Source organism: Kitasatospora sp. NPDC048715, assembly GCF_043198905.1.
Taxonomy (GTDB): Bacteria; Actinomycetota; Actinomycetes; order Streptomycetales; family Streptomycetaceae; genus Kitasatospora; species Kitasatospora lactacystinica.
The window spans coordinates 279,125-293,942 of record NZ_JBICVH010000001.1 but is presented as its reverse complement, the minus strand read 5'-3'; the positions used below and the strand labels follow the sequence as shown (position 1 = coordinate 293,942).

Sequence of the window (14,818 nt, the reverse complement as noted above, 5' to 3'; positions counted from 1 at the left end):
CGGTCGGATCCCACGATCGGATCTCACGGTCGGAACGACACGAGTCACTGTAATGGGGTGCACGTACGCTTCCGGCGCCCCTAGAGTCGGGGCATGGCCGCCAAAATCGCCCAGCTGTTCGCCGACTCCCGCCGCGCGCTGCTCACCATGCTCGGCATCCAGGCCGTCATCTGGTCGGTGCAGGTGCTCAACTGGCTGGACGACTACGGGCTGTCGCGGGAGTTCGGCCTGCGCACGGAGCAGGTCGGGGACCTCCCGGAGATTTTCACCTCGCCGTTCCTGCACTTCAGTTGGAGCCACATCGAGGCCAACTCCTGGCCGCTGTTCGTGCTCGGCTTCCTGTCCGCCTACCGGGGCATGAGGAAGTTCCTGCTGGCCAGCCTGGTGATCACGGTGTCCGGCGGGCTGCTGGTCTGGCTGCTGGAGAGCCCGAACACGGTGACGGCCGGCGCGAGCGGCATGGTCTACGGCTACCTCGGCTACGTGGTGCTGCGCGGGCTCCTGGACCGCAACGTGCTGGACGCGGTGGTCGGCATCGTCGTCGCGGTGGTCTACTCGACCATCCTGATCGGGGTCCTGCCCGTCACCCCGGGCGTCAGCTGGCTGGGCCACCTCGGCGGGCTGATCGGCGGCCTGGCCGCCGCCGTCCTGCTCCGCGACCGGTCGGCCGCGAAGCCCGCCGCGCCGCAGGGGACCGCCCCGACCGGCCCCGGATCCGCCCTGCTCAAGCAGTTGGACGAGCTCGGCCTGTAGGGCGTGTCCGGCGATTCCCGTCCGGACCATCAGGTATAGACCAATCCCACCCCTGCGGCTAGCGTGGACGGCTCACCCTCCCCCAGCTCCGGAGCCGCACCATGGAGTCGTCCGTCCTCGCCTTCGCCACCGACCTGCTCGACGAGGGCGCCGACACCTTCTTCGGCAACCTCACCGACCGCGCCGGGGTCGGCGGCGTCACCCTCGCCTCGGTCTACCACGAGGCCCGCGACGTCTTCCCGCACAACCCCCGCCGGGTGGTCCGCTACCTGGAGCCGGGCGCGGCGTACTTCCGCCCCGACCCGGCCGCCTGGCGGGGCCGACGGCTGGCCCCCGCGCCGTCCACCGCGATCGGCGACCGCGACCCCTTCGCCGAGGCCGCCGAGGAGGCCCGCCGCCGCGGGCTGAAGCTGCACGCCTGGACGGTCTTCTGCCACAACGACCGGCTCGGCTTCACCCACCCCGACTGCGCCCCGGCCAACGCCTTCGGCGACCGCCACCTCACCGAACTCTGCCCGGCGCACCCGGAGGTCCGGGAGTACGCGCTGACCCTGGTCGCCGAACTGGCCCGGTACGGCGTGGACGCGATCCGCGCCGAGTCCCTGCACTTCCACGGACTGCGCCACGGCTACCACCACGAGCGCTACTTCGAGGAGTTGGGCCCGACCGCCGAGGCCCTGCTCGGGGTCTGCTTCTGCCCGCACTGCCGCTCCGCCGCCACCCGCGCCGGGGTCCCGGCCGAGGCGGTGGCCGCGGCGGTCCGCGCCGAGCTGCGCCGCCGGCTGGCCGACGAGTCCGCCGCCGCCGAGCCCGCCGACCTGAGCACCCTCGCCGACGGCGCCTTCGCCGCCTACGTGGACGCCTCCGCCACCACCGTCACCGCGCTGGCCTCCGACCTCGCCGAGCAGGCCCGGCGGCACGGCATGCGGCTGACCTTCATGGACGGCGGCGGCCCGGGCACGGGCTGGCTCGCCGGCATCGACCTGCCCGCCCTCGCCGGGGCCGTCGACCGGATCGAGACCCTCGGCTACGCGAGTACCCCGGAGGCAGTCCGGGAGAAGGTCGCCGCCTTCGCCCTGCACGGCGTCCGCCCGCAGTCCCTGGCGGTGATCCTGCGCCCGATGTCCTCCGACTGCGACGGCCCGGAGAACCTCGCCGCCAAGATCACCATCCTGCGCGAACTCGGCGTCCCCGAGGTGGAGTTCTACAACTACGGCCTGATGCGGCTGTCCTCCCTGGACCGGATCGGCGCCGCACTCTCCGCCTGACCGGCCGGCGCACCGCCCCACCGACGGGCGCCCCGCCCGACCGGTCAGCGCCGCCGCTTGGACGTCCCGAACAGGCTGCGCGAGATCTCCTGCCCGAGCTGCTTCCCGGCCGAGCGCGCGAAGGACTTCACGGTCGGGTTGCTCAGCAGCGATCCGAGCAGCCCGCCCGCACCCTCCTTCTCCCTCGGCGCCTCCCGCCCCGGCGCCCGCTCAGCAGGCGCCGAGGGAGAAGGACCGGTGGGCGCCGCCTGGGGCCGCGGGGCACGCGCCGCCAGCTTCTCGTACGCCGACTCCCGGTCGATCGCGTCCCGGTAGCGCGCCGTCAGCGGCGAGGCGTCCACCACCGCCTGCAGGGCCGTCGCCCCGATCGGCCCCATCAGCGACTGCGGCGCCCGCAGCCTGGTCGCCGCGACCGGCGTCGGTGCGCCCTTCTCGGAGAGGACGGTGACCACGGCCTCGCCGGTGCCCAGCGAGGTCAGCACCGCGCCGAGGTCGTACGAGGAGCGCGGAAAGGTCGAAACGGTGGCCTTGAGCGCCTTGGCGTCGTCCGGGGTGAAGGCGCGCAGCGCGTGCTGCACCCGGTTGCCCAGCTGCGCCAGCACGTCGGACGGCACGTCCCGCGGCGTCTGGGTCACGAAGAAGATGCCGACGCCCTTGGAGCGGATCAGCCGCACGGTCTGGGTGATCGCCTCCAGGAAGGCCTTGGAGGCGCCCTTGAACAGCAGGTGAGCCTCGTCGAAGAAGAACACCAGCTTGGGCTTGTCGAGGTCGCCCACCTCGGGCAGCTCCTGGTAGAGGTCGGCGAGCAGCCACATCAGGAAGGTGGAGAACAGCCGCGGCCGGTCCTGCACGGCGGGCAGTTCCAGCACCGAGACGACGCCCCGGCCGTCCGGAGCGGTCCGCAGCAGCTCGGCGGTGTCGAACTCGGGCTCGCCGAAGAACGCCCCGGCCCCCTCGTTCTCCAGCACGGTGAGCGCGCGCAGGATGACTCCGGCGGTGGCCGCGGAGAGCCCGCCGATGGTCCGCAGCTCCTCCTTGCCCTCGGGCGAGGCGAGGAAGGCGATCACGGCGGTGAGGTCCTTGAGGTCGTAGAGCTCCAGGCCCTTGCCGTCGGCGTAGTGGAACACCAGGCTGAGCGAGGACTCCTGGGTCTCGTTCAGGTCGAGCACCTTGGCCAGCAGCAGCGGTCCGAAGCTGGTGACGGTGGCCCGGACCGGGATGCCGGCGCCCTGTCCGCCGAGCGAGTAGAACTCGGCCGGGCAGCCCTGCGGCGACCACCGCTGCCCCACTTCGGCGGCCCGGGCGCCGGTCCGCTCGCTCGGCGCCCCGGGCGCGGCGATGCCGGAGACGTCCCCCTTGATGTCGGCGAGGAACACCGGCACGCCCTGCCCGGAGAGCTGTTCGGCGATCAGCTGGAGGGTCTTGGTCTTCCCGGTGCCGGTGGCCCCGGCGACCAGCCCGTGCCGGTTGAGCACGCCCAGCGGGATGCGCACCTGGGCGTCCGGGTACGCGGTGCCGTCCAGCAGCACGGCGCCGAGGTCGAGGGCGGGACCGGTGAAGGCGTACCCGTCGGCGATCTCCCGGACGGCCGGCGGGGTGGGGTCGGAGGACATCGGTGCACACTCCTGAGCGGATCGGAACGCTTCGGAACGCTTCTGCATCGGCGCGGAACCCGATCGGCACCGGGCGATGTTCGCGACATTTCCCATCAAACAGCTGCATTCGTCCATGCGCAGTTCACACCGGCGCGCGTGGCGGCGTCGCGGCTGCTGCGCCATCCGCCGTCCGAACGGTAGGCTTTCCGTGTGATCTTCAAGCGCATCGGCAATGGGCGGCCGTACCCGGATCACGGCCGGACGAGCACCCGCCAGTGGGCTGACGTCGCCCCGCGCCCGGTGCGGCTCGACCAGCTGGTGACCACCAAGGGCCAACTCGACCTCGAAACCCTTCTGGCCGAGGACTCGACGTTCTACGGGGACCTCTTCGCCCACGTGGTGAAGTGGCACGGCGACCTCTACCTGGAGGACGGCCTGCACCGGGCCGTCCGGGCCGCGTTGCAGCAGCGCCAGGTGCTGCACGCCCGCGTCCTCGAAATGGAGTGACGGACCCGGTCACCGGGCCGTCGGGCCGCCACGGGCTTTCCGGACCGCCCCCTCGCCATCCGGCGGAGGGCGGTCCGCGCGTACCCCGGTACCCCCTTTCGGGTACCGGGGTACGCCAGATGATGATCGTTTAGTACCTTCGAGGCCGTACGGCACTACGCTGCTGACTACGGCCGCGACCAGGGGATTCCGCCCGCACCGGGGGAAGTCCCCACCCGGCCGATCCGTCATCCCGACCCCGCCCTGGCACGAGGGGGAGACAAACCGTGAGCATGTTGACTCCCCAAGGCCTCAAGGGGAAGCAGTACCGCGTCACCGGCAACACCTACCCGCGGTTGGGCCGGCCTCCGAAGAAGAGCCGCAAGGTGATCGCCGCGCTCGCCGGCCTGCTCGCCCTGGCCCTGATCGCGCTCGGCGGCGTGCAGCTGTACGACATCTTCACCGGTAGGAACAAGAACGCCTCGGCCCAGGCCTGCGCGACCCCGTCCGGCAAGGCGCTGGCAGCCCCGACGCCGGGCGCCACCCCGGGCGCCGCCGACGCGCCCGCCGCCGCGCAGGGCGACCCGCACGCCGTCCCGCAGGCCACCGCGGTCACCGTGAACGTCTACAACGCCACCACCAAGGCCGGTCTGGCCGGCCGGACGGCCGAGGAGCTCAAGAAGCGCGGCTTCGTCATCGGCAAGGTCGGCAACGCCCCGGCCGAACTGGACAAGAAGGTGCCCGGCACCGCCCAGGTGATCGCCGGTCCGGCCGGTGCCGGCGCGGGCACCCTGGTCGGCTCGCAGATCGCCGGTGCCGCCGTCACCGCCGACGCCCGCACCGACACCACCGTGGACTTCGTGATCGGCGACAGCTACAACGCCCTGCTGGACGAGACCCAGGCGGCCGCCGCCCTCGCCCTGGCCACCAAGCCCTCCCCCGCCCCGACCGCCACCGGCAGCTGCTGAACCGCCACCGGACACCGGACCACCGAACACCGAGAGCCCCCGGCAGACGCAGTGCCGGGGGCTCTCGGTGTTCGGTGGTCCGGGTGGTTCGGGCTGGGGGGCTCAGCCGGCCGTGCCGTACAGCCGGTCGCCCGCGTCGCCCAGGCCGGGGACGATGTAGCCGTTCTCGTTGAGACGCTCGTCCACGGCGGCGGTGACCACGGTGACCGGCAGACCTGCCAGCTCCCGCTCCATCACCTCGACGCCCTCCGGCGCGGCCAGCAGCACCACGGCGGTGACGTCGGTGGCACCGCGCTCGATCAGCATCCTGATCGCGGCGACCAGGGTGCCGCCGGTGGCCAGCATCGGGTCGAGCACGTAGACCTGGCGGCCGGAGAGGTCGTCCGGCATCCGGGTGGCGTAGGTGGAGGCCTCCAGGGTCTCCTCGTTGCGGACCATGCCGAGGAAGCCCACCTCGGCGGTCGGCAGCAGGCGGGTCATCCCGTCCAGCATGCCGAGGCCCGCCCGCAGGATCGGGACCACCAGCGGGCGCGGGTAGCTGAGCCGGGTACCCAGCGTGACCGCGACGGGCGTGGTGATCTCCACCTCGTCGGTGCGGACGTCGCGGGTGGCCTCGTAGGCGAGGAGGGTCACCAGCTCGTCGGTCAGGCGACGGAAGGTCGGCGAGTCGGTGCGCTCGTCGCGCAGGGTGGAGAGCTTGTGGGCGACCAGGGGGTGGTCGACGACGTGGAGACGCATGTGTCGAGGTTAGCCCGGGTCTGGACGGGTGTACGACCCGCCGTGCCCCAGCCGGGCGGCGGGTCGGGTGACACGCCCGTGACACGCCGTGACCTGTCGCGAATGTCCGGACGGAAGTGCCTCCTGTGGTATCAACCGGGCCGTTCTGGGAATGTCACGTCTTATGACGAGCAACCCGAACGCCGGGGACGGCTCGATGGACGAGCCCGTCGACGGGTCGGGCCGGAGCCCGGGCCCGCCGTACGACCACCCCGAGACCGAGGCGGAGCGCCGCAGGCGGCGGGCCGTCTTCCTGCGCGAACTCACCGAGGCGCGCGAGCTGCGGGAGCGGGTCCAGCCCCGGCGGACCAAGGAGCGGCGGATGCGCGAGGCCATGCGGATGCGAACCTTCCGGATCTGACAAGGCCCGGACGGCCCCGCGCCGCCGCGCCGCGCGCCCGGGGGCGGACCCCGGGCGCGGACCCGGAAACGGCCCGAGGCGACCCCCGGCGGGCGTTCGGAGCAAATTTCGACCGGCTTCGGACCGCCACGCCCGACTTCGCCGTCCGCCACCCGGCCCTTCCGACACGACCTGCAAAGACGCGCTGCCGAACACCCCCCGCGAGGGCGGGCTTTCTGTCACGATTCCGATGGGACGGTCCGAACAAGCGGACCGCCCCTGGCGCGGGGGCGGCCAGATTTTCGCGTCGCCCGTGCGCGCCGGCAGCCGAGACCGATGATCTTGGGAGTGTCCCTGGTGGCGTACTTCGCTGCAGTGCTTGCTCGCACTGAGGACGGGTGGGATGTGAGCGAGACGGAGCTCGACGACGTCGAAACCCTGGCCGATCTGGCCGACCTGGCCCGCGACTCCGCCCAGGACGACGACAGCGTCCTGATCTTCATCGAACAGGAGGACGCCTGGTTCGCCGTCGTCCGCGTGGACGGCGAGGAGGACCCGCGGATCTTCGTGTCGGACGGCGCCGCCGCCGCCCGCAGCTCCTACGGGTCCGTCCTCACCGACGAGTTGGTCGACCAGGCCGGCGAGAGCGAGTTCGGCGACCTGGACCACCTGCTGGACGAGACCGAGGAGGCCGGGGAGCAGGACGAGGAGGACGCCGACGCCCGCGGCGGCGTCCCGGTCGGCCCGCTGGGCGACGCCCATCTGCTCACCGAGTTCGGCCTCGCCTCCGAGGACCTGCTCGCGCTCAGCGGCGAGGGCGCGGTGCCGGGCGACGCCCTGGAGGAGATCGCCGAGGCCCTGGGCTGCGGCGAGGTCCTGGAGGCCGTCCGGTAGAGCGGTCGGTCGTACCGGTGTCCGCCGCCGGATACCCGACACTGGATGCCATGCAGCCCGCATCCACCCCGCTGACCGTTCCGCGCGTCCCCCCGTTGCCCGCACCCGTCCGCCCCGACCCGGTCCGCGACCGCTGGGCGGCTCCGATGCGCCTGGCCATGGCCGAGGCCGCACTGGCGCCGGCCACCGGGGACGTGCCGGTCGGGGCGCTCGTCCTGGACCCGGACGGCGAGGTGATCGGACGCGGCCACAACGAGCGCGAGGCGGTCGGCGACCCGACCGCGCACGCCGAGGTGGTCGCGATCCGGCAGGCGGCCGAGAAGACCGGGGAATGGCGGCTGAGCGGCTGCACACTGGTCGTCACCCTGGAGCCGTGCACCATGTGCGCGGGCGCCATCGTGCTGTCCCGGATCGACCGGGTGGTCTACGGCGCCCTCGACGAGAAGGCCGGCGCGGCCGGCTCGCTCTTCGACGTGATGCGCGACCGCCGGCTCAACCACCGCCCCGAGGTGATCTGGGGCGTCCTCGCCGACGAGTGCGGCGAACAGCTGCGCGCCTTCTTCGACACCCACCGCTGAGAGCCCGCCGCCGAGAGCCCGCCGACCGCCGTGGCGATACGGATTTCGTGACTGCGCCACCCCTCCGGTAGAGTTCCTCTCGGTAGCGTGTCCGAGCGGCCAAAGGAGCACGCCTCGAAAGCGTGTGTGGGGGCAACTCCACCGTGGGTTCGAATCCCACCGCTACCGCTCGAAAGCCCGAGGGCCCGTCCGATCCGGACGGGCCCTCGGCGTTTGTCCGGCCGGTGTCCGGGCACGAAAAACGGCCCCGTACCCCGGGCCGATGACCACCGGTGCCCGGTCCGTACGGAGCCTGGAGGGGGAGCGGCTCGGGGGGACTGACCGCTCCCCCGGCGGAGTCCCACAACCGGCGCCGCGTCGGGGGAAGCCGCGGCGACCGGTCCCACAGCGGGGAGCTCCGGATCCACGCACCGGGGATTCCTGCCAGATCCTCGGTACGTCCTCCATCCTGCCGCCCGGCCCGCGACGGGGCATCCGGAGAAAGGCCCCACTCGCGGGGACCTTCGTCCCGCCGGCCGAACGCGTCGCACACTTGATAGCCCGTCCGGGTGGATAAGCTGCCCCCTGCAGGCCGCTCGGGGACCGGAAGACGGCGGCCCACGGCTGGGAGGCAGGTCACCCGATGGCGCAGGCGAAGAGGATCGGCATGGCCCTCCTGCTCATCTTCGTGCTCTACTCGATCATCACCTCGCCCTCCCGGTCGGCGGAGCTGGTGCAGCTCGGGTTCGAGGGGATCTCGAACGCCGCCAAGGCGGTCGGCACCTTCATGACCGGTCTGATCAAGTGACGGACGGCCCGCGACCGGCCCCGGCGCACCGGCTACGGTGAGCGGGACCCTCTGTCCCCGTCCGCGAGGAGCGGCAATCGTGATCCGCCACCTGGTCCTGTTCAAGCTCAACGAAGGCGTCGGCAAGGACGAAGAGCGCGTGCTCGCCGGCGCCAAGGCCTTCGACGCGCTCGGCGCGGTGATCCCCGAGCTGCGCGAGTGGGAGTGCGGCTGGAACACCACCGAGCGCGACATCGCGTACGACTACGCGATCAACAGCCTGGTCGAGGACCGCGACGCCCTCCAGGCCTACCTGACCCACCCGGACCACCAGGCCGCGGCCGGCCTCTGGCGCGAGTTCGCCACCTGGGTGATCGCCGACATCGAGGTCTGAGCACCCGTCCGGCACCCGTCCGGCCCCTGTCCGTCCCACCCCGCCCGTCCGGAACCCGCCCCGGACGCGTCCCCCGGACGGACCGCCGCGCCCCGCCCGTCCTCCGGGCGGGGCGCCCCTGCTCCGTCCCGGAACGATCCGTGCGGCACTTCGCCGGCCGGCCCGGGAAAGGTTGAACACCCCACCAACACACCTCCGTCGGGTGCTTGCCCGATGTGTGCCCACCTTGTGATGCTATGACCGGTTTTGCCGGACATGGCGAGATACCGAGCCAGCCGCGACACCCGATCCGCAGGGCCCGCCGTTGACGACTTTGGGAGGGGTGAGGTGTCCGTGGACGAAGTGCTGGCTGCGATCACCAGCCCGGCCGGCGAGCTCCGCCCGGACCGGCTGCGCGGCCCCGGCGGCCGCCCCGCCGTGGACGTCCGGACGCTGACCCGGGTGCTGTTCGAGCGGCTCGCCGAGCTGCCCCCGGACGCCCCCGAGCGGGAGCGGGTGCGGGCCGCCCTGATCGAGGTGAACATCCCGCTGGTCCGCTACGCGGCCACCCGCTTCCGCAGCCGCAGCGAGCCGATGGAGGACGTCGTCCAGGTCGGCACCATCGGCCTGATCAACGCGATCGACCGCTTCGACCCGGGCCGCGGCGTCCAGTTCCCCACCTACGCGCTGCCGACCATCCTGGGCGAGATCAAGCGCTACTTCCGGGACAACGTCCGCACCATGCACGTCCCGCGCCGGCTCCAGGAGCTGTGGGTCCAGGTGAGCGGTGCGATGGAGGAGCTGACGGTGCTGCACGGGCGGGTGCCCAAGGTGCCCGAGATCGCCGCCAGCCTGCGGATCCCCGAGGAGGACGTGCGGGCCTGCCTGGACGCCGGACGGGCCTACAACGCGGCCTCCCTGGAGGCCGCGCAGGAGCACGAGGGCGGGCTCGCCCTGCTCGACCGGCTCGGCTACGAGGACTCCGCGCTGGCCGAGGTCGAGCACCGGGACATGGTCCGCCACCTGCTGGTCCAGCTCCCCGAGCGGGAGCGCCGGATCGTGATGCTGCGGTTCTTCGCCAACCTGACCCAGTCCCAGATCAGCACCGAGCTGGGGATGTCCCAGATGCACGTGTCCCGGTTGCTCTCACGGATCCTGACCAGGCTTCGGACCGGCAACTCCTGGGAAGAGTGAGATTGCAGCCAGTTACCCCGGCGTGACATCTTGCGACGTTCGGGTTTGCCGTGGACCGTGTTCCGGTATGGAGGGGGAAGGCCCTCGCCGGGAACCACCGCGCGACGGCCCCCGTTCAACCGACAGTCACAAGGGGGTGGGTGCATGTCCGGAGAGCTGGGCACTGCGGAGATCCACGCCGGCCGGGCCACCGGCACGGCCGTCGCCGAGGACCTGGTCCCGCTGCAGCGGGTCGAGACGGTCCGGCCACCCGGCCCCGCCGCGGGAACGCAGACGCCGCCCGGCGCCGGACTGGACACCCGGACGCTCTCCCGCTCGCTGTTCCTGCGGCTGGCCGCGCTGGACCCGGGCAGCGCCGAGCACACCTACGTCCGCGACACCCTGATCGAGCTCAACCTGCCGCTGGTCCGGTACGCCTCGGCGCGCTTCCGCAGCCGCAACGAGCCGATGGAGGACATCGTCCAGGTCGGCACCATCGGCCTGATCAAGGCGATCGACCGCTTCGACCCGGAGCGCGGGGTGGAGTTCCCCACCTTCGCGATGCCCACCGTGGTGGGCGAGATCAAGCGCTTCTTCCGGGACACCAGCTGGTCGGTCCGGGTGCCGCGGCGGCTCCAGGAGCTGCGGCTGGCCCTCACCAAGGCCGGTGACGAGCTCTCCCAGCGGCTGGACCGCTCCCCCACCGTCGCCGAGCTGGCGGCCTGCCTGGGGGTCAGCGAGGAGGACGTGGTCGAGGGCCTGGCGGTCGGCAACGCGTACACCGCCAGCTCGCTCGACTCCAGCACCGGCGAGGAGGACAGCGACGGGCCGCTGGCCGACCGGCTCGGCTACGAGGACCTCGCGCTGGAGGGCGTCGAGTACCGGGAGTCGCTCAAGCCGCTGCTGGCCAAGCTGCCGCCGCGCGAGCGCCGGATCATCATGCTGCGGTTCTTCGGGAACCTGACCCAGTCGCAGATCGGCGAGGAGATCGGGATCTCCCAGATGCACGTCTCCCGGCTGCTCACCCGGACGCTCACCCAGCTGCGCGAGGGGCTGATCAACGAGGGCTGAGCCCGCCTCCGGGGGCCGGGCCCCGCCCGGCCCCCGGCTCGTCCAGCAGGTTGGCGCGCAGCCCGGCCAGCACCTCGTCGTCCAGCCCGAGCCCGTCCCGCCAGAACGCGTCGAAACCGCCCCAGCCGGCCTCGACCTCCGCGAAGGCCGCGTCCAGGTAGCCGCCGTCGGCCCGGAAGACCGGCAGGAGCAGCTCGGGCTCGCGCATCAGGCCACGGGCGGCGAAGTCGCCCAGCACCCCGCGCACGACCGGAGCCGAGCGCTCGTTGGTGAGCAGGTAGTCGGCCAGGACGGTCCCCCGGTCCACCCCGAGGGCGGTCAGCAGGAGCGCGGCGGCCCAGCCGGTGCGGTCCTTGCCCGCCGAGCAGTGGAACAGCAGTGGCGGGCCCTGCGGGGCGGCCAGCAGGCGCAGCAGGGCCGCGAAGCGCTCGCGCGCCACCGGATCCGTGACGAACCATCGGTAGAGGCCGGTCATCAGGGCGGCTGCCCGGCCGTCGCCGAGCAACGCCCGCTGGCGCTGCGGACTTTGGTCGGCCAGCGCGTCGCGGACCAGCAGCGAGATGTCGAAGTCCGTTGCCAGTAGCGGTAGATGATGCAGCGTCACACCGCCTGGCAGGCGGTCCAGTCCGGCGCCGCGGACCTCGTCCATGCTCCGCAGGTCCACCACGCTGCGCAGGCCGAGCGCGCCGAGCGGGCCGAGGTCCTCGGCGGTGACACGGTTCAGGCCATCGCTGCGCAGCGCCACCCCGCGCCGCAGAATCCGCCCGTCAGCCGCGCGGTACCCGCCCAGATCCCGGGCATTCAACGCACCGCGCAAACCGAGACTGCGTCCGACCAGCGGCGTTCCGGCGGGCTTCGGTGACGCATTCCGTACGCTCAGGAATCCCTCCGGCTCGGTATGCTGATCGACCACGCGAGCGCCTCCATTGCATATTCGGACTGTCACATGGCACAGCGGTGCCCGATATTGCATGAACCTGCCCAACGGGGCGGTGGGATGTGCAAGAGTGTCATGCGCAACGACGACAGTGTAGGTGCCCCGCCCACCCCACCGGGCACACCCTCGGTAACCACGTGTAGCACTCAGCTTCCGGTTTTTCATTTTCAATTCACTATTTGCGCCGCCGGTACGGTTCCGGTCACAATCAGCGCCTTCATGGCTTCGCCATGAACGTTGGTAACAGGTTCGCTGCACTCTCGCCCAATTGGTCCCTCGCACCGCCGTCCCTCGACCAGGATGGGCCCGGGCAGCCTGCTGCCCGCGAACAGCTACACGGGCAGGCGAGCGCCGAGGAGCGCCGCGCCGGCCCCAAGGGGAGGATCACCATGGGTCGAGCGACCCGAAGAGTCGCCGCGTGCGCGGCGGCAGTCCTGCTGGCCAGCGGCTTGCAGACCACCCTGGCCCACGGCGACACCACGCCGCCCAGGATCGACCTCACCGTCCTGGTCGTCGACGACGGCGGCCCGTCCGTCGCCGCCATCACCGCCGAGCTGAAGAGCCAGGGCACGCCCTACAAGGTCGTCAGCCTCAATGACCCCAACCGTCCCGTGATCAACTCCGCTTTCCTGAGCGACACGGTGAACGGCCTGCCCCGGGGGAAGTTCCAGGGCATCGTGCTGCCCAACGAAAACCCCTTCCCCAACAGTGCCGCCGAGATGACGGCGATCGCGAGCTACGAAGCCGCATTCAACGTCCGTCAGATCGACGCGTACACGTGGGCCAACCCCGCAGTGGGTCTGAACTACGCTCAGAATCCCGGATTCGTGGGCACTCTCGACGGATTCCAGGGCGCCACCACCGCGGCCGGCACTTCGGGCCCGTTCGGGTACCTCAAGGGCAGCGTCCCGTTCGAGGACAACGACACGAACGTCAGCGAGAGCTACGGCTACCTGGCGACCCCGCTCGCCAGCCTGCCGGCCGGCGCCTCGTTCGTCCCGCTGGTCGACGCGCCGATACCCAATGCGACCGCCCGCGGTTCCCTGGTCGGCGAGTACACCCACGACGGCCGCAAGGAACTGGTCGTCACGTTCGTCTACAACCAGTACCAGCAGCAGTACCGGCTGCTGGCCCGCGGCATGGTCGACTGGCTCACCCAGGGCGTCCACCTCGGCTACGACCGCAACTACTTCGCCACCCACGTGGACGACGTCTTCCTGGCCGACGACCGCTGGGACACCACGCTCAAGTGCACCCCCGGCGACGTCACCTGCCCGCCCGGCACCCCGGACACCGCCAGCCCGATCCGGATGACCGTCGACGACGCCGACCACCTCAAGCAGTGGCAGGCCGCCAACAACTTCACCCTGGACATGGTGTTCAACGGTGGCGGCAGCGAGGACTGGAAGGCCGACCACGAGACCACCGCCGACCCCACGGCGGACCGGATGATCGCCGACCAGAGCAGCTACCGGTGGGTCAACCACACCTACACCCACCCGTACCTGGGCTGCGTCCAGAACGTCACCGTGGTGCCGTGGGTCTGTTCCAAGAACAGCGCGGGCGGCACCGTCTGGGTCGACCAGAACACCATCTCCACCCAGATCAAGAACAACGCCGACTGGGCCACCGCGCGCGGCCTCCAGTTCGACGCGCAGACCCTGGTCACCGGTGAGCACTCCGGGCTGCTGACCGCCCCGCAGGAGACCAGCGACAACCCGTACCTGGCCCCGGCACTGGCCGCCAACGGCATCAAGTTCACCGCCAGCGACGCCTCCCGCGAGACCGGCCAGCGGGCCGTCGGCTCGTCCGTGCTGACCGTGCCGCGGTACCCGATGAACGTCTTCTACAACGCCGCCACGGCGAAGGAGGAGACCGACGAGTACAACTGGATCTACACCAGCAAGGCCAACGGCGGCAGCGGCGTCTGCGAGAACAACGCCAACTCGACCTGCCTGCCGCAGCCGCTCGACGTCAACACCGGCTACCAGTCGTACATCGTGCCGCTGGAGGCCCGGATCGACCTCGGCCACGTGCTGAACAACGACCCGCGTCCGCACTTCGTGCACCAGTCGAACCTGTCCGAGGACCGCATCCTGTACCCGGTGCTGGAGAAGATCCTCGGCACCTACCGCTCGCTGCACGCGGACAGCGCCCCGATCGTGAACCTGAGCCAGCGCGAGATCGGCCAGGAGTTCCAGCGCCGCGCGGCCTGGAACAACGCGCTCGCCGCCGGCCAGGTCACCGCCTACCGGGTCGGCAGCACCATCACCGTGAACGCGCCGTCGGGCGTTCAGGTCCAGGCCACCATGCCGACCGGAACTGCTCAGAAGCTGGCCATCGGAACGGGCGGGTTCGGTTCGTCCTACGCCGGTACGCTCTCGGGTTGGGTGTCCCCGGGCGCGCTGCAGAGCAGCGTCACCCTGCAGCTGCCGTCCGCGCCGGCCGCCCCGGCCGCCGTCGCCCCGAGCGTCGCGGCCAAGTCCGTCCCGGCCCCGGTGCCGGCGGACAAGAAGGTCGTGCCGCAGGGCGTCGCGACCCCCGTCCCGGTGGGCCCGAGCGACACCACGCGCAAGCCCGCTCCGTCCCTGGTCCCGGGTAGCGGAACCCCGGTGCCGGGCAAGGACGTCACCGCTGGCACCATCGGTCAGGGCGGCGACGGCCACCACGGCAACACCGCTGCGACGAAGAACGGCAAGCCGTCTGGGGGGACGGCCACGCCGAGCAGCACCACCGGACGCTCCGGCAACCGGTAACCGGTACGATCCGCCGCCGGCGGGGTCGGGCCGGTCACCCGGCCCGACCCCGCCACGGCTCCCGTTCCGGCCATCCAGGCCGG

Annotated in this window: 15 protein-coding genes and 1 tRNA gene; 13 read left to right on the top strand and 3 right to left on the bottom strand. The window is 71.8% G+C overall.

Going from position 1 to position 14,818, the window contains the following annotated elements:
- Positions 1-93: 93 nt before the first annotated feature.
- Together ACGFSC_RS01390 and ACGFSC_RS01385 are read left to right on the top strand one after the other, a co-directional pair.
- Positions 94-753, top strand: coding sequence for a rhomboid family intramembrane serine protease (locus ACGFSC_RS01390; protein ID WP_359905589.1), 660 nt, complete (start codon positions 94-96; stop codon positions 751-753).
- 101 nt (positions 754-854) lie between these two features.
- Entirely contained in the window at positions 855-2,021 is a 1,167-nt protein-coding gene (locus ACGFSC_RS01385) for a hypothetical protein (RefSeq protein ID WP_359905586.1), read from the top strand.
- Between the two features lie 44 nt (positions 2,022-2,065).
- Here the strand turns inward: ACGFSC_RS01385 and ACGFSC_RS01380 are convergent, their stop codons facing one another.
- Positions 2,066-3,634 carry a helicase HerA-like domain-containing protein gene (locus tag ACGFSC_RS01380; RefSeq protein ID WP_359905583.1) on the bottom strand — a complete coding sequence of 523 codons (1,569 nt, stop codon included), beginning with the start codon at positions 3,632-3,634 and terminating at the stop codon, positions 2,066-2,068.
- 192 nt (positions 3,635-3,826) lie between these two features.
- Here ACGFSC_RS01380 and ACGFSC_RS01375 point away from each other — a divergent pair, with 192 nt between their 5' ends.
- Both ACGFSC_RS01375 and ACGFSC_RS01370 read left to right on the top strand, forming a co-directional pair.
- Positions 3,827-4,123, top strand: coding sequence for a type II toxin-antitoxin system VapB family antitoxin (locus tag ACGFSC_RS01375; RefSeq protein ID WP_030061387.1), 297 nt, complete (start codon positions 3,827-3,829; stop codon positions 4,121-4,123).
- A gap of 272 nt (positions 4,124-4,395) precedes the next feature.
- Positions 4,396-5,070, top strand: a complete 675-nt coding sequence (locus tag ACGFSC_RS01370; protein ID WP_359905715.1) for a LytR C-terminal domain-containing protein — start codon at positions 4,396-4,398, stop codon at positions 5,068-5,070.
- A 102-nt stretch (positions 5,071-5,172) separates the two neighbouring features.
- Here ACGFSC_RS01370 and upp read toward each other — a convergent pair whose 3' ends face one another.
- Positions 5,173-5,808, bottom strand: coding sequence for a uracil phosphoribosyltransferase (gene upp / locus ACGFSC_RS01365; RefSeq protein ID WP_049650159.1), 636 nt, complete (start codon positions 5,806-5,808; stop codon positions 5,173-5,175).
- Positions 5,809-6,004: 196 nt separating this feature from the next.
- Here upp and ACGFSC_RS01360 point away from each other — a divergent pair, with 196 nt between their 5' ends.
- The 8 genes from ACGFSC_RS01360 to ACGFSC_RS01325 all read left to right on the top strand — a co-directional run bounded on the left by ACGFSC_RS01360 (position 6,005) and on the right by ACGFSC_RS01325 (position 11,042).
- Complete coding sequence (locus tag ACGFSC_RS01360) at positions 6,005-6,208, top strand: hypothetical protein (RefSeq protein WP_359913963.1); 204 nt, start codon at positions 6,005-6,007, stop codon at positions 6,206-6,208.
- Between the two features lie 315 nt (positions 6,209-6,523).
- A complete protein-coding gene (locus tag ACGFSC_RS01355) occupies positions 6,524-7,081 on the top strand; it encodes a tRNA adenosine deaminase-associated protein (protein WP_359913958.1) in 558 nt (185 codons plus the stop codon).
- 50 nt (positions 7,082-7,131) lie between these two features.
- Positions 7,132-7,659 carry a tRNA adenosine(34) deaminase TadA gene (tadA, locus tag ACGFSC_RS01350; protein WP_359913955.1) on the top strand — a complete coding sequence of 176 codons (528 nt, stop codon included), beginning with the start codon at positions 7,132-7,134 and terminating at the stop codon, positions 7,657-7,659.
- Positions 7,660-7,740: 81 nt separating this feature from the next.
- Positions 7,741-7,827 (top strand) — tRNA-Ser (locus tag ACGFSC_RS01345).
- A 478-nt stretch (positions 7,828-8,305) separates the two neighbouring features.
- Entirely contained in the window at positions 8,306-8,446 is a 141-nt protein-coding gene (locus ACGFSC_RS01340; RefSeq protein WP_359913966.1) for a hypothetical protein, read from the top strand.
- A 79-nt stretch (positions 8,447-8,525) separates the two neighbouring features.
- Positions 8,526-8,819, top strand: a complete 294-nt coding sequence (locus ACGFSC_RS01335) for a Dabb family protein (RefSeq protein WP_359913952.1) — start codon at positions 8,526-8,528, stop codon at positions 8,817-8,819.
- Between the two features lie 255 nt (positions 8,820-9,074).
- On the top strand, positions 9,075-9,992 hold the full coding sequence (locus ACGFSC_RS01330; RefSeq protein ID WP_380358919.1) for an RNA polymerase sigma factor SigF: 918 nt from the start codon (positions 9,075-9,077) through the stop codon (positions 9,990-9,992).
- Positions 9,993-10,136: 144 nt separating this feature from the next.
- A complete protein-coding gene (locus tag ACGFSC_RS01325; protein ID WP_359913949.1) occupies positions 10,137-11,042 on the top strand; it encodes an RNA polymerase sigma factor SigF in 906 nt (301 codons plus the stop codon).
- Here ACGFSC_RS01325 and ACGFSC_RS01320 read toward each other — a convergent pair.
- A complete protein-coding gene (locus tag ACGFSC_RS01320; RefSeq protein WP_359913960.1) occupies positions 11,029-12,015 on the bottom strand; it encodes a tyrosine-protein phosphatase in 987 nt (328 codons plus the stop codon). The two genes, ACGFSC_RS01325 and ACGFSC_RS01320, sit on opposite strands and share 14 nt — an antisense overlap.
- A 353-nt stretch (positions 12,016-12,368) precedes the next feature.
- On the opposite strand from ACGFSC_RS01320, the gene ACGFSC_RS01315 reads away from it, so the two are divergent.
- The gene (locus ACGFSC_RS01315; RefSeq protein ID WP_359913946.1) at positions 12,369-14,735 is read left to right on the top strand and encodes a hypothetical protein; all 2,367 of its coding nucleotides are present in this window, start codon (positions 12,369-12,371) and stop codon (positions 14,733-14,735) included.
- The last annotated feature ends 83 nt before the right edge of the window (positions 14,736-14,818 follow it).

What these genes read in the sequence shown, in the direction of transcription:
- ACGFSC_RS01390 (WP_359905589.1), top strand. Translation starts at nt 94, where the DNA reads ATGGCCGCCAAAATCGCCCAGCTGTTCGCCGACTCCCGCCGCGCGCTG.
- ACGFSC_RS01385 (WP_359905586.1), top strand. Translation starts at nt 855, where the DNA reads ATGGAGTCGTCCGTCCTCGCCTTCGCCACCGACCTGCTCGACGAGGGC.
- ACGFSC_RS01380 (WP_359905583.1), bottom strand. Translation starts at nt 3,634, where the DNA reads ATGTCCTCCGACCCCACCCCGCCGGCCGTCCGGGAGATCGCCGACGGG.
- ACGFSC_RS01370 (WP_359905715.1), top strand. Translation starts at nt 4,396, where the DNA reads ATGTTGACTCCCCAAGGCCTCAAGGGGAAGCAGTACCGCGTCACCGGC.
- upp (WP_049650159.1), bottom strand. Translation starts at nt 5,808, where the DNA reads ATGCGTCTCCACGTCGTCGACCACCCCCTGGTCGCCCACAAGCTCTCC.
- ACGFSC_RS01360 (WP_359913963.1), top strand. Translation starts at nt 6,005, where the DNA reads ATGGACGAGCCCGTCGACGGGTCGGGCCGGAGCCCGGGCCCGCCGTAC.
- ACGFSC_RS01355 (WP_359913958.1), top strand. Translation starts at nt 6,524, where the DNA reads ATGATCTTGGGAGTGTCCCTGGTGGCGTACTTCGCTGCAGTGCTTGCT.
- tadA (WP_359913955.1), top strand. Translation starts at nt 7,132, where the DNA reads ATGCAGCCCGCATCCACCCCGCTGACCGTTCCGCGCGTCCCCCCGTTG.
- ACGFSC_RS01340 (WP_359913966.1), top strand. Translation starts at nt 8,306, where the DNA reads ATGGCCCTCCTGCTCATCTTCGTGCTCTACTCGATCATCACCTCGCCC.
- ACGFSC_RS01330 (WP_380358919.1), top strand. Translation starts at nt 9,075, where the DNA reads ATGGCGAGATACCGAGCCAGCCGCGACACCCGATCCGCAGGGCCCGCC.
- ACGFSC_RS01325 (WP_359913949.1), top strand. Translation starts at nt 10,137, where the DNA reads ATGTCCGGAGAGCTGGGCACTGCGGAGATCCACGCCGGCCGGGCCACC.
- ACGFSC_RS01320 (WP_359913960.1), bottom strand. Translation starts at nt 12,015, where the DNA reads ATGCAATATCGGGCACCGCTGTGCCATGTGACAGTCCGAATATGCAAT.
- ACGFSC_RS01315 (WP_359913946.1), top strand. Translation starts at nt 12,369, where the DNA reads ATGGGTCGAGCGACCCGAAGAGTCGCCGCGTGCGCGGCGGCAGTCCTG.